Source organism: Actinomycetes bacterium, from assembly GCA_036000965.1.
In the GTDB taxonomy this organism is placed as follows: Bacteria; Actinomycetota; CALGFH01; order CALGFH01; family CALGFH01; genus DASYUT01.
The window spans coordinates 1-24530 of sequence record DASYUT010000313.1 but is presented as its reverse complement, the minus strand read 5'-3'; the positions used below and the strand labels follow the sequence as shown (position 1 = coordinate 24530).

Genomic DNA, 24530 nt, shown 5'->3' with positions numbered 1-24530 from the left:
GCCCGCGACGCCGACGGTGCCTGGCCGGGAAGGGGGGCGGGGAGGCCGGCAGGGGGGAGGCCGGCAGGGGGGAGGCCGGCAAGGGGGAGGCCGGCAAGGGCGGGGAGGCCTCTCGGGCGGTTGCAGGTGTCCAAGGGTGGAGCCGACCGGTAGCGTTGTCGAAACCCAAGGGAAGCGTGCCTGACGACCTCGACGTTCAAGGAGAGACCTCATGTGCGGGATCATCGCCGTCGTGCGACGCCCCTCCAGCCGCACGTCCCCGGCAGCCGCCGACGTGGTGCTCCGCCTGGAGCGGGCGTGGGCAGCGGCATCCGAGGCACACCAGGTCGGGACCGCCATAGCGGCGCACCTGGACCGGGCCGCCGGCGAGCTGGAGGCGGTCGACGAGCTGCTGCGGGGCGCGGCCGGCCTCGAGTGCCTGCTCGGCGACCCGGTCCGGCTGGCCGCGCTCGACCGGCGCGCCGGTGAGCTCGAACACCTGGTGGACCGGATGGAGGCCCGCCTCGACGCCGGGCAGCACGGCCAGCCCACCACCACGCTCGAGGCGGTCAACGCCGCGCTGGTCCGGCTCAAGGACGCGCTGTGGGCGATCCGCCGCGACCGGATCGTGACCGCCCAGGCGGTGGGGGCGCTCGCCGGGCCGAACCCGGGCCGCGCCACGGTCGAGGCGTTCGCCTCGATCCAGACCGCCCTGTCCGCGCTGGACCGGCTGGAGGTGCGCGGGCGCGATTCTGCCGGCCTGCACGTGCTCGTCACCGGGCACGGGCTCGACCTGGACGACCCGGAGGTCGCCCGCATGCTCGCCGCCCGGCGGCAGGACCGGCTGTTCACCTCCAGGGCGGTGCGCACGCCCCACGGCCATCTGAGCTTCGTCTACAAGGCGGCCAGCGAGGTTGGCGAGCTGGGCGACAACGGCCGCCGGCTGCGCGCCGCGGTCACCGGGGACGCGCTGCTCCGCCGGGCCCTGGCCGCCGAGGGCGCCGAGGCGATGGTGCTCGGGCACACCAGGTGGGCCAGCGTCGGCATGATCAACGAGGCCAACGCCCACCCCCTCAACCAGGAGGAGGACGGCGGGCCCGAGACCCCCTACACCGTGGCGGCGCTCAACGGCGACGTCGACAACCACGCCCAGCTCGTCGAGCGGCACGGCCTGAAGCTCCCGGACGAGATCACCACCGACGCCAAGGTCATCCCGGTGCTGGTCTCGCGCCGGCTCGCCTCGGGGCTGCCCCTCGAAGAGGCGTTCCGGCAGACCGTGGCCGAGTTCGACGGCTCGGTCGCGGTCGCCGCGAGCGTGGCCGAGGCGCCCGGCCAACTGCTGCTTGCCCTGCGGGGCAGCGGGCAGGCGCTGTACGTGGGCCTCGCCGACGACCTGTTCGTGGTCGCCAGCGAGCCCTACGGCCTGGTCGAGGAGAGCGCCCGCTACCTGCGGATGGACGGCGAGGCGAGCAGCGACCCCGACGGCGGAGGCCGCGGGCAGATCGTCGTGCTCGACCGGGCCCTGGCCGGGGCGACCGCCGGGATCGGTCGGCGCACCTACCAGGGCACCGACCTGCCGGTCGGCGAGGGGGACCTGCACCGGGCCGAGATCACCACCCGCGACATCGACCGCGGGGCCTTCCGGCACTACCTGCTGAAGGAGATCTCGGAGGCGCCGGTCTCGCTCCGCAAGACGCTGCGGGGCCGGATCCGGGAGGTGGGCGGGCGTCTGGCCGTCAACCTCGGGCCGGAGACCCTCCCCGACACGGTCCGGCGGCGGCTCGAGACGGGCGCCGTCCGGCGGGTCCTGGTGATCGGGCAGGGGACCGCGGCCGTGGCCGGCATGAGCGTGGCCGCCTCGATCACCGAGGCGCTGGGGGGCACCCTGGCCGTCACGGCGCTGCCCGCCACCGAGCTGTCCGGGTTCGGCCTGGACGGCGACATGGGCGACGCCCTGGTGGTCGCGATCAGCCAGTCGGGCACCACCACCGACACCAACCGCACCGTCGACCTGCTGCGGGCCAGGGGCGCCGCGGTCCTCGCGATCGTGAACCGGCGGGGGAGCGACCTCACCCACAAGGCCGACGGGGTGCTGTTCACCTCCGACGGCCGGGACGTGGAGATGAGCGTCGCCTCCACCAAGGCGTTCTACGGCCAGGTGGCGGCCGGGCTGCTGCTCGCCTTCGCCATCGCCGACGCGGTCGGCGTCGGCGACCCCGACCGGCGCCACGAGTTGCTGGCTGCCCTGCGCGAGCTGCCCGCGGCCATGGAGCGGCTGCTCGGGCAGCGCGAGCACATCGCCGAGCTCGCCCAGAGGCACGCGCCGGCCAAGCGCTACTGGGCGGTGGTCGGCAACGGGCCCAACCGGGTCGCGGCCGAGGAGATCCGGATCAAGCTGTCGGAGCTGTGCTACAAGTCGATCGCCTGCGACGCCACCGAGGACAAGAAGCACATCGACCTGTCGTCGGAGCCGCTGACGCTGGTCTGCGCCGCCGGCCTTGCCGGGTCGGCCGCTGACGACGTGGCCAAGGAGGTGGCGATCTTCCGGGCCCACAAGAGCGTCCCGCTGGTGATCGCGACCGAAGGAGAGGCCCGGTTCAACGCGGCGGCCGGGGTGATCGCCGTGCCCGCGGTCCACCCCGCGCTCGCCTACGTGCTGTCGACCATGGCCGGGCACCTGTTCGGCTACGAGGCCGCCCTTGCCATCGACGCCCAAGCCTTGCCGCTGCGGCAGGCCCGGGCGGCCATCGAGCGCACCGCCGGCTCCACCCGCACCGCCGACGAGCTGCTCGACCGGCTCGGCCCGGAGCTCGAGGCCCCGGCCATGGAGTACCGGACCCGCCTGCGGAGCGGCCGCTACGACGGCACCCTCGAGGCGAGCACCGCGCTGTCGGTGGCGTCGCTGCTCCGCTACGCCGAGCGGACCATCCCGCTCGACGCCTGGCAGGCCGAGTTCGGCACCCAGGCGACGCCCGGCGCGGTCGTCGACGACCTCGCTGTGGCCCTCACGGCCGGCATCGACGAGCTGACCCGGCCCATCGACGCGATCAAGCACCAGGCCAAGACCGTCACCGTCGGGATCTCGCGCTCCGACGAGACCGTGCTCACCGTGCCGCTGGTGCGCCAGCTCCTCGACGCGGGCGCGGTCCGCGCCCAGCTCGGCTACGACACGCTCCGGACCGTGGCCGCGCTCGACCCGGCGGTCGCGCGCGTCACCGGGTTCACCCGCTACCGCATCGAAGGCGAGGCGGGCGACGAGGCCGCCAAGCTCGCCGTGCTCGCCAAGGGCGGGATCTCCGAACGCCTGGTGTCACGGGCCGAGCAGGACCACCGCCTGCGCGGCACCAAGCAGCTGGTGGCGATCGAGCGCCAGGTGCTGGCGGCCAGGGGGCGGAGCGACGGCCGCACCGTGCTCCTGGTCCCCGAAGTCGCCGACGGCCACACCACCGGCCTCACCCTGCTGCACGTCGACTTCCACGAGCGGCTGCCCGCGACCCGGGCGCGCACCGTGCTCGAGGGGTACCGGGGCCGGCTCGCGGCCCTGCGCAGCGCCGTGACCGAGACCGAGCCGGCGTTCGATGAGACGCTGCTCGGCCAGCTGCCGGTGGCCAGCCTCGTCACCGACCCGGTCGAGGCCCTGGCCGACCGCTGGCGAAGCGCCCCGGCCGCGCCGTAGCCCCGGGCCGCTGCCCGGCCGCTGGCGGGGCGCCTCTGCCGCGCCGTAGCCCGGGCTCCTGCGCGGCCAGGGCGGTGACCCCCGCCTGCGCGGCCAGGGCGGTGACCCCGGCCGCCGGGACGCGACGGTCAGCGCCTGGCCAGCGCCTGGAGCCTCCTGAGCGTCTGCTGCCCCTGGCCCACCGTGACCTCGAGGGCGCAGTTGATCCGCACGTCGCCGTTGAGCGGCACCCCGCTGTTCTTGAGGATGCGCAGCACCGTGAAGTTCTGCTGCAGCTGGGTGACGACCTGGGCGGGGATGTTGGCGCCGCTGCGCGGCGACGCGCCGGTGCAGGTGACCCCGACGACGCCGTCGCCGGCCCCGGAACCCTCGGGCAGGTTGGAGAAGCCGTTGGTGACGGGGACGAGCAGGTTGCTGATTACGCCAGTGGCCGTCTGGGGCTCCGGCTGGGCGCCCGCGCTGCGCAGCGACCCGGCCAGCAGCGCGGCCGCGAGCCCGACCACGGCCAGGACGGCAGCGAGCGTGCCGCTGCGGGAGACGGTAGCGGGCATCAGGCCCCCCCTTCTGTCGGCGAATGCCCGCAACTCTCCCACCCCGGAGGGGTTTGTCAAGAACTGCCCGGAACGGCCGGGGGGCTCAGCCCGGACCCTGGTCGCCGTGGCCGAGCGCTGCCCTGGCACCGGGGTGTCAGCAGCCGCGGCCGACGCACTGATCATCACCGCGAGCGTGGCCAGCCTCCTGGCCGTCACGCTCGTCATCGCAGCGGGGCGCGCGAGTGGTTCCGGGGCCAGGGACGTGCGGGCCGCGCTCGCAGTGGCCAGTGTCGTTCTGTCCTGGTTGGTCGTGCAGACCGTCTTCACGTCGCGCTACGCCCGGCTCTACTACACCGGGCCCGACGGCGGGATCAGCTTCAACCAGGAGACTCCTCCCCGCTACTCCGATTTCGCCTACCTCGCCTTCACCATCGGGATGACGTTCCAGGTCTCCGACACCAATCTCGAGACCCCGGTGATCCGGGCGACGGCACTCCGCCATGCGCTCTTGTCGTACCTCTTCGGGGCGGTCATTCTCGCAACAACGATCAACCTGGTCTCCGGGCTGCTCAAGTAGCCAGTCTCGTTGCCCGTGTTCAAGGCGTGCGGCGCCGCAGGGTGGCCGCGTCCACCTACACCCGCGGTCTGGTACGTCCGTCGACATGGGCCAAACGCCAGCGACCTTGGGCTCGGCGGTAGTCCTCTTTTCGCCAGAGACCTCAGGCCGCCTGGCTCAGGTTCATAGCCGAGTCTGCATCGGCTTTCGAGTACGGCCGAAGACCCCGTCGGCCTCCCGGGGACAGCGAGGGTCGTCGGGCCAGGTGCTGATCACAAAAGCAGCGGCGGCGGCACGGCGTCGGGATCCCACCAGTCCGGCTCCGGCTCGACCTCCGGGTGCAGGTGCAGCAGGTGCTGGCGGAGCTCCTCGGGATTGGCGGCGAGGTATGCGCAGTACGGACACGGTTCGCCTTCCGGCACCTGGGTCTCCTCCCGTGAAGCGATCTCTGACTGATGACGTCCCTACCCCATGACCGCTTAGCTCTACCGCGATCTTGGTTGTCCCCAGGTCAGCCCGGTGAGCAGGGTGGCGGCGCCCAGCGCGGCATCGATCGGGTGCGCAGGACCCCGCACCTGGCCTACCCGTTGCTTCGCCGGACTGGCCTGCCGGTCTCATGACACCAACAGGCCGCAGGATCTGGAGGTCAGCGGTCGCCTTTGCGGCATACCATGGGTACTGGAGGCACAGATCCCCGTGGCGAGAAGGATCGGGGCGATGACGACAAGCGGTTGGCGTATCGACTGGGCGGCCCTTGGAGCAAACATGGGCTCCACGGTGCTGTTCACCCTCCTGCCGCTCAGCCCCTTCCTTTGGGGGGCCCACTACACCCACTGGCTGATCGGGCTGGCCATTGGGATCGTCTTGGGCCTCTACTTCTACGTCCGGAGAGAGCGTTACACCGAGCCAGGCCCCGACGCCGACGAGACCCGGTTTCCACGCTGAGGAGCCGTCGCGCCTGGGAGGCCACTGAACAAGGGCCGTTCTTGCCGGGCTGCAACGCCGCAGCTCAGGGCGTCGCAAACCAGGTCGCCCGCCGGCCTGCCACCGCAGGCGATGATGTACAGCCGCAGGCGATGATGTACAGCACCCGTCGCTGCATCTCCCGATTGGCCACAGACCTGGAAGGCCGTGGCGGGGCCGGTGCCTTGTGACACCGGCCCCGCCGTCAGGCCTGCCGCGTCAGCGCAGACCGATGTTCACCGAGTAGGTCTGCCCGTCGTCCAGCTGGACGCCGATGCGCCAGTAGAAACCCTTCTGGCCGCTCGACGTCCCCCAGTTGTAGATGTACTGCTGGCCGCTCGAGTCCCAGCGGTAGGCCCCGCTGGTGCTGGGCAGGTCGCCGTACGCGGACTCGTCCACCGGTGCGGTCGTCGGGCTGCCCTTCGCGGGGGTGACCCACTGCGGCAGGCTGGTTGGCTGGACGACCGTGCCGTCGCTCTTCTTGAGCTGGAACTTCGCCGGGACGGTGCTGCCCGCCTTGAAGATGCTCACGGTGGTGGTCCCGACCTGGTGGGCGGTGTCGTTGATCGGCTGCAGGAACCCGTCGAACCGGTAGATCACCTGGTAGGTGCCGGTTCGCGTAACGGTGTTGCCGGCCTTGTCGGTGGCGGTCGCGGTGAAGGCGAAGGTGCCGACGCCGCTCGCGAGCCCGCCGCTCACCCGGACCGAGCACCAGGCAACGCCCGAGACGTCGTCACCTGCGGCGCACGAGGCCGCTGGCACCGCGCCGAGGGTGTAGATGCCGCCGTCCTTCAGGCTGAGCGTGCTGATGGTTGGGGCCTCGGCGTCGATGTTGATGTGGTCGACGGTCGCGCTCTTGGCGTTGCCAGCGTTGTCGACCGCCGAGGCGGTCACGGACTGGTTGGCGCCGTTGCCGGTCAGGGTCACGTCGTCGGGGCAGACCACGACGGCGGACAGCGCATCGGAGCAGGTGAAGTGCACCGTCACCGGGCCGGTGTACCAGCCGTTGGACCCGACCGCGCCCGAGACGATCGCGCCGCTGATGGCCGGCTGGGTCTTGTCGAGCTTGACGGTCACCGAGTCGGTGCCGACATTGCCGGCGGTGTCCTTGGCCTGGCCGTTGACGACCTGCCCGCTGGTCTCGTCGCCGACCAGCACGTCCGAGGTGGTCGAGCTCGGGTCGACGCCGGAGCCCGTGTCGTCGTCCCTGGCGCTGAAGTGGACGGTCACGTCGCTTGAGTTCCAGCCCGCGGCGTTCGGCGTCGGGGTCAGCGTGTGGGTCATGGTCGGGGCGATGTTGTCGTATTTGAGCCCGATCGTGTTGTTCGGCTCCTGGTTGCCGGCCCTGTCGAGCGCGTAGTAGTCCACGGTCGCGTTGCCGCTGCCGCTCAAGGGGACGTCCACGTCGACGCTGGCGCCGGCCGCGACCTGCCCGGTCCCGCCGTTCACGCTGTAGTGGACCTCCTTGACGCCGGCCGGGCCAAGGTCGGTGGCGCGCAGGGTCACGGTGGCGCTGCTCCCGGTGCAGTAGCCGTTGGTGGCCGTGCAGAGGTTGTTGGCCTTGGTCTGGGGCGCCTGGCCGTCGATGTTGATGCCGCCGACGGTCCTGCCGGGTGCCGAGTTGCCCGCGTGGTCGGTCGCGGGGTCGCTTGTGACGCTCTGGTTGCTGCCGTCGCCGCTGATCACCCTGCTGGTCGGGCAGGACGCGACGCCGGACAGGTTGTCGGCGCAGGTGAAGTCGACCACGACGTCGGTGTTGTACCAGTCGTCGCCGTTGGGCGCCGTCGTCGGGCCGCCGTTGATCGTGGGCGGTGTGCGGTCGATCCTGATGCCGTCCAGCGACGCGCTGGCGGTGTTGCCAGCCTTGTCGGAGACGCTCACCGGCCCGGCGCTGAGGTTGGTGCCCTCCCCGGTGACCAAGCTGTCGTCAGGCTGGGTGCTCGTGTCGACGCCGGACAGCGCGTCCGAGGCCGTCCAGCGGATCGTCACGTCACCCTTGTGCCAGCCGTCGGCATTGGGGTCGGTGGTTGGCGCGCCGGCCAGGTACGGCGGGGTCAGGTCGATGTTGATGTCGTTGGCCGTCGCCTCGCTGCTGTTGCCAGCGTTGTCCTGCGCGCTGCCCGTCAGGCTCTGGCCGGCGCCCTCGTTGTCGAGTAGGCCGCCGCCGACGCACCCGGCGACCCCCGACTCTGCGTCGTCGCACGTGAAGCCTACGAGGACGGGGGTGTTGTTCCAGCCGTTGGCGTTCGGCGCGGGCGACCGGTTGGGCGTGATGGTGGGCGGGACGCCGTCGACCCTGAGCGTGATGCTGTGGCCGTCGGCGGTCCCGTCCTCGACGTTGCCGGCCCGGTCGAGGCTCCAGTAGGTGATCGTGTGGCTGCCCTTCAAGCCGTGGTGGAAGGGGCCGTCGTAGGTGTGCAGGGCACCGCCGTCCACACGGTAGTAGGTCGCCTCGACGCCCGAGAGGCTGTCCACCCCGGCGAGGGTGATCTCGACCGGTCCGGCGTACCAGCCGCTGTCCAGCGGCGCGGGCACGTCCGCCGAGGTGCTCGGCGCGGTGCGGTCGATCTTGACCCCCGCGAGGCTCCTGCTGGTCGAGTTGCCCGCGTTATCGCTGATCGAGGCGCTGGCCGAGAGGTTGTCGCCTTCCCCGGTGATCGTGCTGGCGGCCGGGCAGCCGCCGGCCAGGCCGGACGGCGCGTCCGAGCAGGTCCAGTCCACGGTGACGTCGCCTGCGTACCAGCCGTTGCCATTCGGGGCGCTGGTGGCGGCACCGGTGAGCGACGGGGCCGTCTTGTCGACGTTGATCCCGGTCAGCCCATCGCTTTCGGAGTTGCCCGCCCCGTCGGTGGCGGTGCCGCTCGCGCTCTGGTCGACACCCTCGCCGACGGTCTTGGACGCCGGGCACCTGTCGATGCCCGACAGCGCGTCGGAGCAGCTGAAGCTCACCGTGACGTCATCGGCATACCAGCCGTTCGCGTTGGTGGCGCGGTCGGCGCCCGCGCTGATCGTCGGGGCGGTCTCGTCGATGGAGACGGTCGCCGGGTCGGTCGTCTTGTTCCCGGCGTTGTCGACGGCCGTCCCGGTCACCGGCTGGCCCTTGCCTTCGGTGGTGACCGTCTGCGGGCCGCTGCAGCTCGCGATGCCCGACAGGGCGTCCGAGCAGGTGAAGGCGACCGTCACGTTGGTGTTGTTCCAGCCGTTGCCGTTGGCCGCGGGCGACTGGCTGTGGTTGATGGCCGGCGAGGTCTTGTCGATCCTCACCTGGACGGTGTTGGCGGCCTCGACGTTGTCGGCCTCGTCCACGCTCCAGAACTCCAAGGTGTGGACACCTTCGGCGCTGATCGAGATGCTCGTGCCGGTCTGCTGCGCGCCGCCGTCGAGCCGGTAGTGGGTGGCCCTGACTCCCGAGAGGGCGTCGTCAGCGCTCAGGCTGATGGTGACGTCGTCGTTGTTCCAGTCGCCGGGTGCCGACGCGGTCGTGGTGGGCGCCGTCTTGTCGATGTTGACGGCCGGGCTGCTGCTGGCGCCGGTCGTGTTCCCTGCCTTGTCGCTGACCGACGCTGCCGCGGTCTGGGCGGTGCCTTCGCCGCTGATCGTGCTGTTGGCCGGGCAGGTGCCGTCGATGCCGGAGAGCGCGTCCGAGCAGGCCCAGTCGATGGTGACGTCGCCGGAGTACCAGCCGGCCGCGTTGGCGCTCGTCGTCGGGGCGCCGCTCAGGGCCGCAGCCACCTTGTCGATGTTGACCGGCCCGACCGTGTCGCTTGAGGTGTTGTCGGCGTTGTCGGTCGCGGTGCCCGCACGTGACTGGTCGGCGCCGTTGCTGGCCAGCGTGGTCGTCCCTGTGCAGTGCTTGATGCCTGACAGCGCGTCGGCGCAGGTGAAGCTCACGGTCACGTCGGTGTTGTTCCACCCGTTGGCGTTCGCCGCCGGGCTGCGGCTGCCGCTGATCGTCGGTGCCGTCTTGTCCAGCTTGACGGCGACCGAGCCGCTGCCGGCGTTGCCCAGCCGGTCGGTTGCGCTCGACGTCTTGGTGACACCGGGCGTATTCGCGGTCACGCTCTCGGTCGCCGGCGTTGGGCCGCTCGCCACGCCGGCGCCGGTGTCGGTCGCGCTCCAGGTGATCGTGACATTGGCGTTGGTCCAGCCCGCGGCGTTCGGGGCGGGGGAGAGGGCGGCGGTGACGGTCGGGCCGGTGTTGTCCAGGACGTAGGCGGCGGTGGCGGGGCTCTGCGACTGGCCGGTGCAGTGATTGGCGTTGAAGTTCGGCGAGGCGGCTGCCGTTACGCCCTGCACGCCGTCACCGGTGCCGGCCGTGAGCGGGAACGACCACGACGACTTCGCCGTGCTGGACGTCTGGCGCGCCGTGTACGCGCCGGTGACCTCGACGCACCTGGTGTCGGATGACGTGGCCACCGTGAGGGTGAGGGCCGCGCCGTTCCTGGCATACAGCGTGCCGTCCACACTCGCCGTCCCCGTGCCGCCGCTGAACGACGCCGAGGTGACCGAGGCGGCCGAAGCCGGGGTGAGCTGGACGAGCGTGGCGGCAAGCGCGAGCAGGGTGGCGAGCGCCACCGTGAGCTTCGGGTTCCTGGCCACCGTGAGCTTCGGGTTCCTGAGGGATGCGGAATGGTGCACGATGCCTCCGTCGCTTGAGCTGGGTTGCCACGACGGTAGTGATCCGGACATTGGTCGCCCATGGCCTGGTGGGGGGATCCGGCGTCGAGGTTTCTCGACACGCACTACGTAGGCACCGGGACACGGGCAACGGGCACCGGGCACCGGGCACGGGCAACGGACACCGGACAGGGGCAACGGGCACCGGGCACGGGCGTCGGCACCGGGCAACTGGCACCGGCCGACCCGGCGCTCGGCAGGAGCCGCGGGTCGGCCTTGTCAGCGTCCCTCGAGCAGCCGGACGGCGGCCTCGCGGTCGGGCACGCGCAGCTTCTTCACGACCGCGGCGACGTGGGTGCGGATTGTGGCATGGGAGACAAAGAGGCGTTCGGCCATCTCATGCGTGCTCAGCCCCTCGCACAGCAGGTCGAGCACCTCCCACTCGCGGCTCGTCAGCTCCACGCCCTGGCGGCCGAGCAGCGGCAGCCGGCGGCGCCGGCCGCGCTCGCGGAGATCCTGGATCACCCGCGCGACGAGATGGCGCGGCAGGGCCGCCTCGCCCGCGAGCACGCCGCGGAGCGCATGAGGCAGGCGCTCCGGGCGGGTTTCCTTGGGCAGGTAGCCGACGGCGCCGGCGCGCAGGGCGTCGAACAGGTCGTCGTCGTTGCGCGAGACGGCGAGCATGACGACCGCGGTGTCCGGCAGGCTCGAGATGATCGCCTGCGCGGCCGCGATCCCGTTACCCGGCACGTGAACGTCCACCAGGCACAGGTCCGGACGCTCGCGCACGGCGGCCTTGACCGCCGCGCCAGCGTCGGCGACCTCGGCGCACACCTGAAACCCGTCGTCCTCCAGGACTGCCCGCACCCCGGCCCGCGTAGCGGGGTGGTGATCGGCGATCAGCACTCGGATCCGCTCGGCCATGGCAGCCACACCTCCGCCTCGGATCCCCCGGACGCGAGACCAGCCGCAAGCTTTCTCCGAGTGCTTCGGCGCGTTCTCCTCTGCGCATGAGACGCAAGCTTCCGTGAGGTCGAGCGGGGACTCGCGCCGGAGCGCCATCCTGGCCAGCCGGGCGAGGAACACGCGGTTCCCGGCGGCGGCGCGGACGACCGGGCGGAGCGCCGCCTCGGCGTCCAGCGTGCCGTTGAGCTGCCGGAAGTCGAAGAAGACGATCGCGTCCGCGAGGGCCTGGGTCTCGGGCTCGTCGATCCAGGCGCGGAAGTACCGCTGCCAGGTCCCAAGCGGCACGCGCCAGCGCGGGTTGGTGGCCATGATCCCGCCTGGGCAGCGGGGGAAAGCCACAGCGCTCGAGGACTTCGACCAGGTGCTCGGCCAGCGCGGCGAGGTACGCCTCGGCGTTGGCCGGTGCGTCGTCGGACAGCACGAGCGCGTGGTCCTGGTCGGTGTGGAGCGTCGCCTCCACCCGCGCCTGGCTGCCGAGGATGAGGAATGCATAGGGCGCCGGCGGTGCGCCCAGGCGGGTCTCGGCGTCGCGGAGGAGCGGTTGCCTCCGACCCCGTCGTCCTGGCAGCTACCGTCCGCCTTTCGACCGTTTGTAACCGCTGGAGGCTCGGACGATCAGCTCCGGCTCGAAGACCAGCTGGCGGTGGCTGTGGCGCCGGTCCTCGGAGGTCTCCTCGATGAGCAGCTCCGCTGCGGCCCGCCCCAGCTCGTCACGAGGCTGCCGGACCGACGACAGCGGCACGGCGGCCGCGGCGGCGAAGTCGATATCGTCGTAGCCGACGATCGCGAGGTCGTCGGGGACCCGAAGCTGGCGGCGGGTCATCTCCTGGAGAACGCCCAGCGCGAGCAGGTCGTTGGCGCAGAACGCCGCCGTCGGCCGGCGGTTCGCCGGGAGCTCGGCGATCTGCGCTCCGGCGGCGCGTCCGGACGAGAAGTTGAGCGCCGCCGTCTCCACCCTGATCAACCCCGACTCCGGAAGACCGGCCGCGGTGAGGACACGTTTGGTGCCGTCGTAGCGGTCGGAGACCTGCTTGAACCCGAACGGGCCGCCGACGAAGGCGATCCGCTCGTGGCCCTGGTCCACCAGGTGGGTGGCGGCCAGCTCGCCGCCGTAGACGTCGTCGACCGACACCGAGCAGAAGCTGCGGGTGGACGCCCAGCGATCGACCAGCACCACCGGCATCCCGCGCTGCCGCAGCTGCCGCAGCCGCGTTCCCACCCCCTCGACCGGGGTGATCAGGATGCCCTGCACCCGGTGCTCCTCGAGCAGGTCGAGGTAGCGGCGCTCGCGGTCGGCCTTCTCGGCGCTGTCGCAGAGGATCACCGCCAGCCCCTCCGCGGTGACGGCCTCCTCGACCCCGCGGGCGACGTCGGTGAAGAAGGGGTTGGCGACATCCAGCACGACCAGCCCGAGGGTGCGGCTGCGGCCGGCCCGCAACTGGCGGGCGGACTCGTTGCGGACGAACCCCAGTTGCGCGATGGCCTCCTCCACCCGAGCCCGCGTGGCTGGCGCGACAACCTCCGGCCGGTTCAGCACGTTGGACACGGTCCCGACCGACACGCCGGCCTCTGCCGCCACGTCACGGATGCTGTAGGTGGTCGCTGGGGCCTTCACGATTCCTGCCTCCTCCGCTCGCACGGCGCCAAGTATGCAGTACCGTCGCGCTGAATCGTACCAAGCATCTAGGCGAATCTCGCCTTTACACACTCGGGAAACCGGGACGTAACCCCTTGACAACGCAGGTCGCGCCCGCTTACGTTCCTCCAACAGTCTATGAAACGATTCAACGCGGCCTCCGTAGGGAGGAGTATGGATGGCACAGGCCGAAGGCAGTTCGCGCCCGCCCACGGCTGGCCCGGTCGGCACTCCTCTGCTGATCCTGGTGCACGCCACGAAGTCCTTCGGATCGGTCCAGGCCCTCGAGGACGGGTCGATCGAGCTGTACCCGGGTGAGGCGCACGCCCTGATCGGCGAGAACGGCGCCGGCAAGTCGACCCTGGTGAAGATCCTGGCTGGCGTGCACAGGCCGGATTCAGGCCGGCTGCTCCTGGACGGCAAGGAGCTCCGCCTTGCCAACCCAGCCGATGCCCGCGAGGCCGGGATCGCAGTCATCTACCAGGAGCCGACGCTTTTCCCCGACCTGTCGGTCGCGGAGAACATCTTCATGGGGCGTCAGCCACTGTCCGGCGGACGGCGGATCGATACCGGCGAGATGCGCCGCCAGGTCTTGGCGCTCATGGAGCGGCTTGGCGTCCCCCTCGACCCGTCTCGCCCCGCCCGCGGCCTTTCCATCGCCGATCAGCAGATTGTCGAGATCGCCAAGGCGTTGTCGTTCGACGCCCGGGTCATCGTCATGGACGAGCCGACCGCGGCGCTGTCCGGGGCGGAAGTCGAGCGCCTGTTCACGGTGGCCCGAACGCTGCAGGAGCACGGCGCGGCCGTTTTGTTCATCTCCCACCGGCTCGACGAGGTCTTCGCTCTCTGCCAGCGGGTGGCCATCATGCGCGACGGCCGACACGTGTTCAGCGGCCCGCTCGAGGGGCTCACCAACGACGACCTCGTGCGCCGGATGGTCGGCCGCGAGCTCGACGCGCTGTTCCCGAAGCAAGCGACGACCCGGGGGGGCGTCGCTCTGTCGGTCCGCCGGCTGACCAGGGAGGGCGTCTTCACCGACGTCAGCTTCGACGTGCATCACGGCGAGATCGTCGGCCTGGCAGGCCTGGTCGGCGCCGGACGCAGCGAGGTCGCCAGGGCCGCGTTCGGGATCGACCGGCGCGACGCCGGCCAGGTGACGGTCGAAGGACGCGACCTCCCGGCGGCGTCGCCGACGGCCGCGATGGCGGCCGGCATGGGCCTGGTGCCCGAGGACCGCCGCGAGCAGGGGCTGGTCATGGACCTGTCGATCGCCCGCAACGCGAGCCTGGCATCACTTCGGCGACTGCGCCGCGGCGTCCTGATCCGTAGCGCCGACGAGCGGAAGCTGGCCGCCGACTGGGCCACCCGGCTGCGGCTGAAGTTCGCCCGGCTCAGCGACCCGGTCTCGACGCTTTCCGGCGGCAACCAGCAGAAGGTCGTCCTGGCCAAGTGGTTGGCCCGCCGCCCAACGGTCCTGATCGTCGACGAACCGACCCGCGGCATCGATGTCGGCACCAAGGCTGAGGTCCACCGCCTGCTGTCCGACCTCGCCGGCCAGGGCGTGGCCGTCCTGATGATCTCCTCCGAGCTGCCGGAGATCCTCGGCATGGCCGACCGCGTGCTGGTGATGCACGAAGGGCGGCTCACCGCGGAACTGTCCCGCGAGGAGGCCACCGAGCAGACCGTCATGTTCGCCGCGACCGGCCACACCGGCAAGGAGGTGGGGCGGTGAGCACGGCCGTGGAAGGCCAGGTGGAGGCCACCAAAGGCGGTCAGCGCAGCGGCAGCCATCTCGTCGAGGTCGCATTCAGGGTCCGCGAGCTGGGCATTCTGGCCGCTCTCGCCTTGGTCGTCGTCATCACCACCGCGTACAGCCCGCGCTTCCTCAGCGGCCAGAGCCTCCGCGACCTGCTGCTGAACGCCTCCATCATCGCGCTGCTGACCGTCGGCCAGACGCTGGTCGTCATCACCCGCAACGTCGACCTCTCGGTCGGCTCGGTGCTCGGGCTGACGGCGTTCATGACCGGGAACCTGTTCGTCGGCCGCCCTGGCATGCCCGTCGTCGTGGCGGTGCTCGCCGGGCTGCTGGCCGGCGCCGTCTGCGGCGCGATCAACGGCGCCGTGACGGCGGTTGGCAAGGTGCCGAGCCTTGTGGTCACCCTGGGCACCCTGTATGTGTTCCGCGGCATCGATTACGCCTGGGCCGGTGGCCGGCAGATCAATGCCGCGGATCTGCCCGACAGCCTACTCACCCTCGGTAGCGGGCGCTTCCTCGGGGTCCCCTATCTCGTCGCGATCACCGTGCTGCTTGTGGCCGTCGCGGCCTACGCGCTGCGCTCCTACCGTGCCGGCCGCGAGCTGTACGCGATCGGCTCCAACCCCGACGCCGCGTTGCTCGCCGGTATTCCGGTCGGCCGGCGAGTCTTCGCCGCGTTCGTCCTCAGCGGCGCCGTGGCGGGGCTGGCGGGGGTCCTGTTCACGGCCCGCTACGGGACGGTCGACGCCACCGCCGGTACCGGTTTCGAGCTGCAGGTCATCTCCGCGGTGGTGGTCGGCGGCGTCGCGATCTTCGGTGGCAGCGGCTCCGTGGTCGGCGCCGCCCTCGGCGCCCTGCTGCTGAGCACGATCGGCAGCGCCATCGTGGTCCTGCGGGTTCCCTCGTTCTGGCAGCAGGCGATCGTCGGGGCGCTGCTGATCGGCGCCATCGCCCTTGACCGACTGCTCGGCCTCCGCATCGCCGCCGCGCTCAGGCAAAGGAGCATTCGAAGTGGCAGCTGACACCCCCGCGGCCAGGTCGACCCGGCAGGACCAGCGGCCAGGGCTGCGGCGACTGCTGCGCTGGGAGACCGCGCTCGTCCTGCTCCTGGTAGCCGTCGGGCTGGTCGGCGAGCAGACCTCGCCCGGCTTCCTGACCGGCGCGAACCTGTTCTACCTCGGCCTCGACGTCGGCGAGATCGCGCTGATGGCGCTGCCGCTGACCATGATCATCATCGCCGGCGAGATCGACCTGTCGATCGCCTCCATCCTCGGCCTGACCAGCGCGCTGCTGGGCTGGCTGTGGAACGCCGGCTGGCCGCTGGAGCTCATCTTCCCGACCGTGCTCGTGGCCGGCGCGCTGGCGGGAGCGCTCAACGGCTTCTTCGTCACCCGACTCGGCCTGCCCTCGCTCGCGGTGACCATCGGGACCCTGGCGCTGTACCGCGGGCTCGCCTTCGTCATCCTCGGCGACCAGGCGGTCGCCGACTTCCCGGCCAGCTACACCAGGTACGGCACCACCCCGGTGCCGGGCACGCACATCCCCTACCCGATCGCCTTCTTCGCCGTGCTGGCCGCCCTCTTCGGGGTCGTGCTCCACGCCACGCCGTTCGGGCGGTCGGTGTTCGCCATCGGCGCCAACCAGGAGGCGGCGTTTTTCTCCGGCATCCGCGTCAAGCGGACCAAGTTCATCCTGTATGTGCTCAGCGGCGCGATGTCCGGGCTGGCCGGCATCGTCTTCACCCTGCGCTTCGCGAGCGCGCGAGCCGACAACGGGGCCGGTCTCGAGCTCGCCGTGGTCGCCGCCGTCCTGCTCGGAGGCGTCTCGATCTTCGGCGGCAAGGGGACCCTCGGCGGCGTGGTGGCGGCCGTGTTCCTTCTTGGCGGCATCCGCAGCGCCCTGATCCTGAACGACGTCTCCAACGACATCCTCAACGTGGTGACCGGGCTGCTGCTCATCGGCAGCGTCATCGCGCCCAATGCCATCGCGGCGGTCGGCCGGGCCGTCAGCCGCCGCCGGTCGGCGTCACCGGCCGCTCCCGCGGAGCCAGCCGGGGCCAGTTGACCAGCCGCCTCGCCCGTCCACTCCCTCGCCCGTCCACTCCCTCGCCCGTCAAGCCACCGTCGCGCCCGCGACGCCGGAAGAAAGGACACCGGACCATGCAACCATCCCCTTCGGCGAGACGCCTCCGCCGGCGGTGGGCGTCGGTCGCCCTCGCCATCTCGTGCACCCTCGTCCTGGCCGCCTGCGGCGGCACGACCAAGGAGAGCTCCTCGGGCGGCGGCGCAACCGCCACCAGCGCCGGCCAGGCCAACCCGAACGCTCAGATCAAGCAGGGCCTCAAGATCGCCTTCCTCCCCAAGCAGCTCAACAACCCGTACTTCACCGTGGCGAACACGGGCGGCCTGGCGGCGGTCAAGGAGTTCGGCGGCGAGGGCAAGGCGGTGGGTCCGTCCGAGGCCAGCGCGTCGTCGCAGGTTTCGTACATCAACACCCTCGCCCAGCAGCGCCAGGACGCGATCGTCATCTCCGCCAACGATCCCAATGCCGTGGTGCCGGCCTTGAAGGCGGCCCAGTCGCAGGGCGTCAAGGTCGTGACCTTCGACTCCGACACCGCACCCGAGGGCCGGCAGGTCTTCGTCAACCAGGCCAGCGCGGAGGACCTCGGCCGCAGCGAGGTGCAGCTGCTCGCCAAGCAGATCAAGAGTTCCGGCGAGATCGCGATCCTGTCGGCGACGCCGAACGCCACCAACCAGAACACCTGGATCAAGTTCATGAAGGATGAGCTGAAGAAGCCCGAGTACAAGGACATGAAACTCGTCAAGGTCGCCTACGGCAACGACGACGACCAGGACTCGTTCCAGCAGACCCAGGGCCTGCTGCAGGCATACCCCAACCTCAAGGGGATCATCTCGCCGACCACGGTGGGCATCGCCGCCGCCGCCCGCTACCTGAGCGGGTCGAACTACAAGGGCAAGGTCGCCCTGACCGGCCTGGGCACGCCCAACCAGATGCGCAAGTTCGTCGAGGACGGCACGGTGCAGGCGTTCGAGCTGTGGGACCCGGGCAAGCTCGGTTACCTGGCCGCGTACGCGGCTGCCGCGTTGGCGTCCGGTCAGATCACCGGCAAGGAAGGCGAGAGCTTCAAGGCCGGAGAGCTGGATGACTACAAGGTCGGCAAGGGCGGCGAGGTGCTCCTCGGCCCGCCGCAGGTCTTCGACAAGCAGAACATCGCCCAGTTCGACTTCTAGCGCACCGCCCCGGGACGCAGGACGCACCGCTGCGTCCCGGGGCGGTCCCACCCGAGGTGACGTGGTGACACAGCGACTTTTCTAGGAGCTCGACGGCCAGCGTCCTGACGAGCGGATGCGGCCGCTGGAGGAGGTCTTCCATCTACCATGACCAGGACGACACCTGACGATTCCAGCGTGAAGGCCGCGCTGCGGCAGCAGCGGATCGAGCTCCCGTCGTGGGCGTTCGGCAACTCCGGCACCCGCTTCAAGGTGTTCGGCCAGCCGGGGGTGCCGCGCAACCCCTACGAGAAGCTCGCCGACGCCGCCCAGGTCCATGCCGTCACCGGCGTGGCCCCCAGCGTGGCCCTGCACATCCCCTGGGACGCCGTCGACGACTATGCCGACCTGGCCAAGCACGCCGCCGACCATGGGGTGCGGATCGGCACCATCAACGCCAACGTCTTCCAGGACGACGACTACAAGCTCGGCAGCGTCTGCAACCCCGATCCCCGGGTGCGGCGCAAGGCCCTGGACCACCTGCTGGAATGCGTCGACGTCATGGACGCGACCGGCTCGCGCGACCTGAAGCTGTGGTTCGCCGACGGCACCAACTATCCCGGCCAGGACTCCATCCGGGCCCGCCAGGACCGGTTGGCCGAGGCCCTGGCCGCCACCTACGACGGGCTCGGGTCGCAGCAGCGGCTGCTGCTGGAGTACAAGCTGTTCGAGCCGGCCTTCTACCACACCGACGTGCCGGACTGGGGCACTGCCTACGCTCACTGCCTGCAGCTCGGCGACCGCGCCCAGGTGGTGGTCGACACCGGCCACCACGCCCCAGGGACCAACATCGAGATGATCGTGGCGTTCCTGCTGCGGGCCGGCAAGCTCGGCGGGTTCGACTTCAACTCCCGGTTCTACGCCGACGACGACCTCATGGTGGGGTCGGCCGACCCGTTCCAGTTGTTCCGGATCATGCACGAGGTGGTACAGGGCGGCGGCTACGCGCCGGAGGCTGGGATCGCGTTCATGCTCGACCAGTGCCACAACATCGAGCCGAAGATCCCCGCCCAGATCCGTTCGGTGATGAACGTCCAAGAGGCCACGGCAAAGGCGCTGCTGGTCGACACCGGGGCACTGGAGGCTGCGCAGCAGGCCGGCGACGTCCTCGGGGCCAACGCGGTGCTGATGGACGCCTACAACACCGACGTGCGCCCGCTCCTGGCCGAGCTGCGCCAGGAGCTCGGCCTCGACCCTGACCCGGTTGCCGCCTACGCGCGTTCGGGCTACGCCGACAAGACCGTTGCCGAGCGCGTCGGCGGCGAGCAGGCCGGGTGGGGAGCGTGACACTCAGATGAACACTCCTACCCATGCCGAGGTCCAGGCGCTGCTGGAGCGGTCCAACCGGCTGGGCTCCGACCCGCGCAACACCAACTACGCCGGCGGCAACACCTCCGCGAAGGGCGAGACGACCGATCCGGTCACCCAGCGGCCGGTCCAGCTGTTGTGGGTCAAGGGCTCCGGCGGTGACCTGGGCACCCTGGTGGAAGATGGCCTGGCCGTGCTGCGCCTGGACCGCCTGCGGGCGCTCGTGGACGTCTACCCCGGGGTCGAGCGGGAGGACGAGATGGTCGTCGCGTTCGACTACTGCCTGCACGGCAAGGGTGGCGCGGCCCCGTCGATCGACACCGCCATGCACGGCCTGGTCGACGCCGCGCACGTCGACCACCTCCACCCCGACGCCGGCATCGCGCTGGCCTGTGCGGCCGACGGGGAGGCGTTGACCAAGCAGTGCTTCGGCGACCGGGTCGCCTGGGTGCCCTGGCGCCGGCCCGGCTTCCAGCTCGGCCTGGACATCGCCGCCATCCAGCAGGCCCATCCCGAGGCGATCGGGGTGGTGCTCGGCGGCCACGGCATCACCGCCTGGGGCCCGACCTCCGAGGCGTGCGAGGCCAACTCGCTGGAGATCATCCGCACCGCCAAGCGGTTCCTCGACGAGCGCGGGAAGGCCGATCCGTTCGGGCCGGTGGTCGACGGTTACCAAGCCCTACCTGAGAGCGAACGGCACGCCCGCGCGGCGGCGCTGTTCCCGGTGCTGCGCGGCCTGGCGTCCACCGACGCCCCCCAGGTCGGCCACTACACCGACTCGGCGGTGGTGCTCGACTTCGTCGCCAGGGCGAAGCACCTGGCCCTGGCCGCGCTTGGGACCTCCTGCCCCGACCACTTCCTGCGCACCAAGGTCCGGCCGATGGTGCTGGACCTGCCCCCCACCGCCCCCCTTGAACAGGTCACGGGGCGACTCAAGGAGCTGCACGCCGCCTACCGCGAGGACTACCGCGCCTACTACCAGCGCCACGCGCAGCCCGACAGCCCGCCCATGCGCGGCGCCGACCCGGCGATCGTGCTGGTGCCCGGCGTTGGGATGTTCTCCTTCGGCCGCGACAAGCAGACCGCCCGGGTGGCCGGCGAGTTCTACGTCAACGCTATCAACGTGATGCGCGGCGCCGAGGCGGTCTCGACCTATGCCCCGATCTCGGAGTCGGAGAAGTTCCGCATCGAGTACTGGGCGCTGGAGGAGGCCAAGCTGGAGCGGATGCCCAAGCCGAAGCCCCTTGCGACCCGGGTCGCGCTGGTGACGGGGGCGGGGTCCGGCATCGGCAGGGCGATCGCGCAGCGGCTGGCCGCCGAGGGCGCCTGCGTGGTCGTGGCCGACCTGGACGCCGGCAACGCCCGCACGGTGGCCGCCGAGCTCGGCGACGCCGACGTGGCCGTCGCGGCGACCGTCGACGTCACCGACGAGGACCAGGTGGCCGAGGCGTTCCGGCAGGCTACGCTGGCCTTCGGCGGCGTCGATCTGGCCGTCAACAACGCCGGGTTGTCGGTCTCCAAGCCGCTGCTTGAGACCACCACCGGCGACTGGGACCTGCAGCACGACGTCATGGCCAGAGGCTCGTTCCTGGTGTCGCGTGAGGCTGCCAAGGTGATGGTCGAGCAGGGACTCGGCGGCGACCTGGTCTACATCGTCAGCAAGAACGCGGTGTTCGCCGGCCCTGACAACCTCGCCTACGGGGCGGCCAAGGCCGACCAGGCCCACCAGGTCCGGCTCCTGGCCGCCGAGCTCGGAGAGCACGGCATCCGCGTGAACGGGATCAACCCCGACGGCGTGGTCCGCGGCTCCGGGATCTTCGCCAAGGGCTGGGGCGCCCAGCGGGCCGCCGTCTACGGCGTTCCCGAAGACGAGCTCGGTGAGTACTACGCGCAGCGGACGCTGCTCAAGCGCGAGGTGCTGCCCTCCCACGTCGCCGACGCGGTGGTCGCGCTGGTCGGCGGCGACCTGTCGCTCACCACCGGCCTGCACGTCCCGGTGGACGCCGGCGTCGCCGCCGGCTTCCTGCGATGACCCCGTGGCGCCGGGGAGACCCCAAGGGAACGCCCCGGTGAACGGGGGCGTGTATGCGGCCGTCGACCTGGGCGCCTCCAGCGGGCGCGTCATGGTTGGCCGGGTCGGTCCGGCGCAGCTGGACCTCCACGAGGCGCACCGCTTCCCCAACGAGCCGGTGCGCCTGCCCGACGGGCTGCACTGGGACATCCTGCGGCTGTACCGCGAGATCCTTCATGGTCTCAGGGCCGCCGCAGGCGACGCCGAGCCGATCGTCAGCGTAGGCGTTGACGGCTGGGGCGTCGACTACGGGTTGCTGGACGAGACCGGCACCTTGCTGGGCAACCCCTACCACTACCGGGACTCCCGCACCGCCGGAGCCGCCGACAAGGTCCACGCCGAGATCCCATTCGAGGACCTGTACGCGATCACCGGGCTGCAGTTCCTACCGTTCAACACCATCTACCAGCTCGCCGCCGCCGCCGGCACGCCGCAGCTGGACGCGGCCAGGACGCTGCTGCTGCTGCCCGACCTGCTCGGCTACTGGCTCACCGGGCGCGCCGGCTCCGAACAGACCAACGCGTCCACCACGGGGCTGCTCGACGTTCGCACGGGCAACTGGTCGGCTGAGGTGCTGCGGGCGGCCGGGATCCGCCGGGAGCTGCTTACGCCGCTGCGGCGGCCCGGGGAGGCGGTCGGGCCCGTGCGCTCGGACGTCGCCGAGGAAACCGGGCTGCCCCGGTCGGCGGTCGTCACCGCGGTCGGCTCACACGACACCGCCTCGGCGGTGGTCGGCGTCCCAGCCGACGGCGAGCGCTTCGCCTACGTCTCCTGCGGCACCTGGTCGCTGGTCGGCGTGGAGCTGGAGCGTCCGGTGCTGACCGAGGAAAGCCGCAAGGCCAACTTCACCAATGAGGGCGGCCTCGACGGCCGGATCCGCTACCTGCGTAACGTCATGGGCCTCTGGCTCCTCCAAGAGTCGCTGCGGGCCTGGGAGCGAGCGGGGCAACCGGCCGATCTGCCCACGCTGCTCGGGGCGGCCGCCGACCAGCCAGCGGGCGGGCCGGTCGTGGACCCCGACGCCCCGGCCTTCCTGCCACCCGGCGACATGCCGGCCAGGATCCAAGCGGCGTGCCGGCGGACCGGTCAGCCAGAGCCCGAGGGCCAGGCCCAGCTGGTGCGCTGCATCCTTGACAGCCTGGCCGCCGCCTTTGCGCGAACCGTCCACGACGCCGCCCGCCTGTCGGGGCAGGAGGTCGACGTCGTACACCTGGTCGGGGGTGGCGCCCGCAACCGGCTGCTGTGCCAGCTCACCGCGGACGCGTGCCGCCTGCCGGTGCTCGCCGGGCCGGTCGAGGCGACGGCGCTCGGTAACGTCCTGGTCCAGGCGCGCGCCCATGGCTGGATCACGGGAGGCTTGCAGACATTGCGGGCGCTGCTGCGGGAGACGCAGGAGGTCCGCCGCCACTGGCCGGCGGCCACCGGAGGCTAAGGGCTCGCCACCCAATAACCTGGCCAGATCGAGTCCGCTTACCTCGGTGTGTCGTCGCTGGAACGACCAGGTTATTGGCCCGCAGGCCCTAAGGGCTCGCCGCCCAATAACCTGGCCGGCAGGAGCGCAGCTCCACCAGCGCGTGAGGGGGGCGCCCCGACGGCGACCCGGACCGGCGGCCGTCGCCGGGTGCGCCGCCGCGCCGTTCCGCCACCAACGGGAAGCCGCGTCGTTCCGGCACCAACGGGAAGAGGCGGCGGCTCGCGGTCTTGCCGATTGCGGAGCCGCCGCCCTGCCCCCCCTGTCCCTGTATTCGCACCGGCCGCCGCTCCGGTTCACCGGAGCCGAAAAAACCCTCGCGCGACGTTGTACCGGTCGCCTGAGCAGGCAAAGTGAGTTGCCCGAACCGGCAGACGCTGCCATGGTCCGGTACGCGGGCGGCCCGCACGGGCACCCGCGACCGACGAGGAGGAGGGTTCATGCGGCTCGCGGTCGTGCCGTTCGAGGAGGAGCACCTGGACGCCGCTGGAGAGCTGCTGGCCGCGAGGCACCGGGACGACCGGGCCGCCGAGGCGCTGCTGCCCGAGGCGGCCGACGACCCGACGGTGGCACGCGCCGCGGTGGCGGCGGCCGCGGCCCAGCCCGCCACCTCAGGGGCGAGCGCGCTGCGCGGCGGCCGGCTGGTCGGCTACCTCCTCGGCTCGCGGATGCCTGAGGACATCGTGCCCCGCTCGGCCTGGGTGCGACCGGCCGGCCACGCCCTCGCCCGCGACGAGGACCCGGGGCTCTACCACGACCTCTACGCGGTCGCGGGCCAGCCGTGGGTGGCGGCTGGCTGCTTCAGCCACTTCGTGGTCGCGCCGGCCGCGGACGCGCGGGCCGCGGCCGCCTGGTTCGCGCTCGGCTTCGGCCAGGAGCAGGTCTACGCGCTGCGCGGGCTCACCGAGGCGGACGCGGTGGCGCGGCCCCCGGTGCCGGAGGGGGGGACCGGGATCCGTGCGGCGCGGCCCCTGCCGCCGGAGGGGGGGATCGAGATCCGTCTGGCCGGCCCGGGCGACCTGGACCTGGTGATGGAGCTGGCCGGCGCGATCTCGCGCCACCAGGCCGGCCCGCCGGTGTGGCAGCCGAGCCTGCCGGAGTTCCTCGCCCAGCTCCGGGAGTCCCAGGCCGAGTTGCTGGCCGACCCGACCGCCACCTACTGGCTGGCGGTCGGGCTGGGGGGGCGGCTCCTCGGTTTCGAGGTCATGCTCCCGGCCGAGGCCGACGAGGGCGACCTGCGCACGCCGGCCCGCTGCATCCACCTGATGGTCGCCGCGACACGGACCGAGCTGCGGGGCGGCGGCGTCGGCCTGGCCCTGACCGCCCACGCGCTTGCCGCCGCCCGGGAGGCCGGGTACGAGACGTGCATCACCGACTGGCGGTCGGCGAACCTGCTGGCGTCGCGCTTCTGGTCCGGCCGGGGATTCCGGCCCGTGGCCCTGCGCCTGCGCCGCTCGATCGACCCGCGCATCGCATGGGCCGACGGCCGGGGGTGAGCCGGCCGGCCCGGCGGTGCACCGCCCAGCCGGTGGGCCGCCAGGAAACGTCGCTGGCAGCAACGCCGAAGGCGGCGGTCCGGCCGGAGTGGGCGGGTATACTGACGGGCGCCTGCCCGCCTTGGGCGCTTCTCCTCGGTCCGGCGCCGTTGCACCTCGGGCCGGTGCTCCTTACCCAGAACATCCATCGATCCCGCCGTACCCGTCCTCCG

Annotated in this window: 15 protein-coding genes and 2 pseudogenes; 11 read left to right on the top strand and 6 right to left on the bottom strand. The window is 71.6% G+C overall.

Going from position 1 to position 24530, the window contains the following annotated elements; genetic code table 11:
• The first annotated feature begins 211 nt into the window (after window positions 1-211).
• Window positions 212-3655, top strand: a complete 3444-nt coding sequence (locus VG276_28420) for an SIS domain-containing protein (protein HEV8653213.1) — start codon at window positions 212-214, stop codon at window positions 3653-3655.
• 128 nt (window positions 3656-3783) lie between these two features.
• Here VG276_28420 and VG276_28415 read toward each other — a convergent pair whose 3' ends face one another.
• On the bottom strand, window positions 3784-4206 hold the full coding sequence (locus VG276_28415) for a hypothetical protein (GenBank protein ID HEV8653212.1): 423 nt from the start codon (window positions 4204-4206) through the stop codon (window positions 3784-3786).
• Window positions 4207-4354: 148 nt separating this feature from the next.
• On the opposite strand from VG276_28415, the pseudogene VG276_28410 reads away from it, so the two are divergent.
• Window positions 4355-4765, top strand: a pseudogene (locus VG276_28410) (DUF1345 domain-containing protein).
• A 251-nt stretch (window positions 4766-5016) separates the two neighbouring features.
• On the opposite strand, the gene VG276_28405 reads toward VG276_28410, so the two are convergent.
• Window positions 5017-5166, bottom strand: coding sequence for a hypothetical protein (locus VG276_28405; GenBank protein HEV8653211.1), 150 nt, complete (start codon window positions 5164-5166; stop codon window positions 5017-5019).
• A 295-nt stretch (window positions 5167-5461) separates the two neighbouring features.
• Here VG276_28405 and VG276_28400 point away from each other — a divergent pair, with 295 nt between their 5' ends.
• Window positions 5462-5689: a hypothetical protein gene (locus VG276_28400; GenBank protein HEV8653210.1), complete on the top strand. Its 228-nt coding sequence runs from the start codon at window positions 5462-5464 to the stop codon at window positions 5687-5689.
• A 237-nt stretch (window positions 5690-5926) separates the two neighbouring features.
• On the opposite strand, the gene VG276_28395 is transcribed toward VG276_28400, so the two are convergent.
• From VG276_28395 to VG276_28380, 4 genes and pseudogenes are all read right to left on the bottom strand, one after another.
• Window positions 5927-10345 (bottom strand): PxKF domain-containing protein, encoded by a 4419-nt coding sequence (locus VG276_28395; protein ID HEV8653209.1) that lies wholly within the window; start codon window positions 10343-10345, stop codon window positions 5927-5929.
• A gap of 258 nt (window positions 10346-10603) precedes the next feature.
• Entirely contained in the window at window positions 10604-11599 is a 996-nt protein-coding gene (locus VG276_28390) for a response regulator (GenBank protein ID HEV8653208.1), read from the bottom strand.
• A 94-nt stretch (window positions 11600-11693) separates the two neighbouring features.
• A pseudogene (locus VG276_28385) lies at window positions 11694-11771 on the bottom strand (DUF294 nucleotidyltransferase-like domain-containing protein).
• An 87-nt stretch (window positions 11772-11858) separates the two neighbouring features.
• The gene (locus VG276_28380) at window positions 11859-12905 is read right to left on the bottom strand and encodes a LacI family DNA-binding transcriptional regulator (GenBank protein HEV8653207.1); all 1047 of its coding nucleotides are present in this window, start codon (window positions 12903-12905) and stop codon (window positions 11859-11861) included.
• Between the two features lie 199 nt (window positions 12906-13104).
• Here VG276_28380 and VG276_28375 point away from each other — a divergent pair, with 199 nt between their 5' ends.
• The 8 genes from VG276_28375 to VG276_28340 all read left to right on the top strand — a co-directional run bounded on the left by VG276_28375 (window position 13105) and on the right by VG276_28340 (window position 24318).
• On the top strand, window positions 13105-14658 hold the full coding sequence (locus tag VG276_28375; protein ID HEV8653206.1) for a sugar ABC transporter ATP-binding protein: 1554 nt from the start codon (window positions 13105-13107) through the stop codon (window positions 14656-14658).
• Between the two features lie 20 nt (window positions 14659-14678).
• Window positions 14679-15704 (top strand): ABC transporter permease, encoded by a 1026-nt coding sequence (locus VG276_28370; GenBank protein HEV8653205.1) that lies wholly within the window; start codon window positions 14679-14681, stop codon window positions 15702-15704.
• A complete protein-coding gene (locus tag VG276_28365) occupies window positions 15694-16746 on the top strand; it encodes an ABC transporter permease (GenBank protein ID HEV8653204.1) in 1053 nt (350 codons plus the stop codon). The genes VG276_28370 and VG276_28365 overlap by 11 nt, the downstream gene beginning before the upstream one ends.
• Before the next feature lie 95 nt (window positions 16747-16841).
• Window positions 16842-17933, top strand: a complete 1092-nt coding sequence (gene rhaS / locus VG276_28360; protein HEV8653203.1) for a rhamnose ABC transporter substrate-binding protein — start codon at window positions 16842-16844, stop codon at window positions 17931-17933.
• A 147-nt stretch (window positions 17934-18080) separates the two neighbouring features.
• On the top strand, window positions 18081-19259 hold the full coding sequence (rhaI, locus tag VG276_28355; protein HEV8653202.1) for an L-rhamnose isomerase: 1179 nt from the start codon (window positions 18081-18083) through the stop codon (window positions 19257-19259).
• 7 nt (window positions 19260-19266) lie between these two features.
• Window positions 19267-21312: a bifunctional aldolase/short-chain dehydrogenase gene (locus VG276_28350; GenBank protein HEV8653201.1), complete on the top strand. Its 2046-nt coding sequence runs from the start codon at window positions 19267-19269 to the stop codon at window positions 21310-21312.
• A 37-nt stretch (window positions 21313-21349) separates the two neighbouring features.
• Window positions 21350-22783 (top strand): rhamnulokinase family protein, encoded by a 1434-nt coding sequence (locus tag VG276_28345; protein ID HEV8653200.1) that lies wholly within the window; start codon window positions 21350-21352, stop codon window positions 22781-22783.
• Between the two features lie 479 nt (window positions 22784-23262).
• The gene (locus VG276_28340; protein HEV8653199.1) at window positions 23263-24318 is read left to right on the top strand and encodes a GNAT family N-acetyltransferase; all 1056 of its coding nucleotides are present in this window, start codon (window positions 23263-23265) and stop codon (window positions 24316-24318) included.
• Window positions 24319-24530 lie beyond the last annotated feature (212 nt).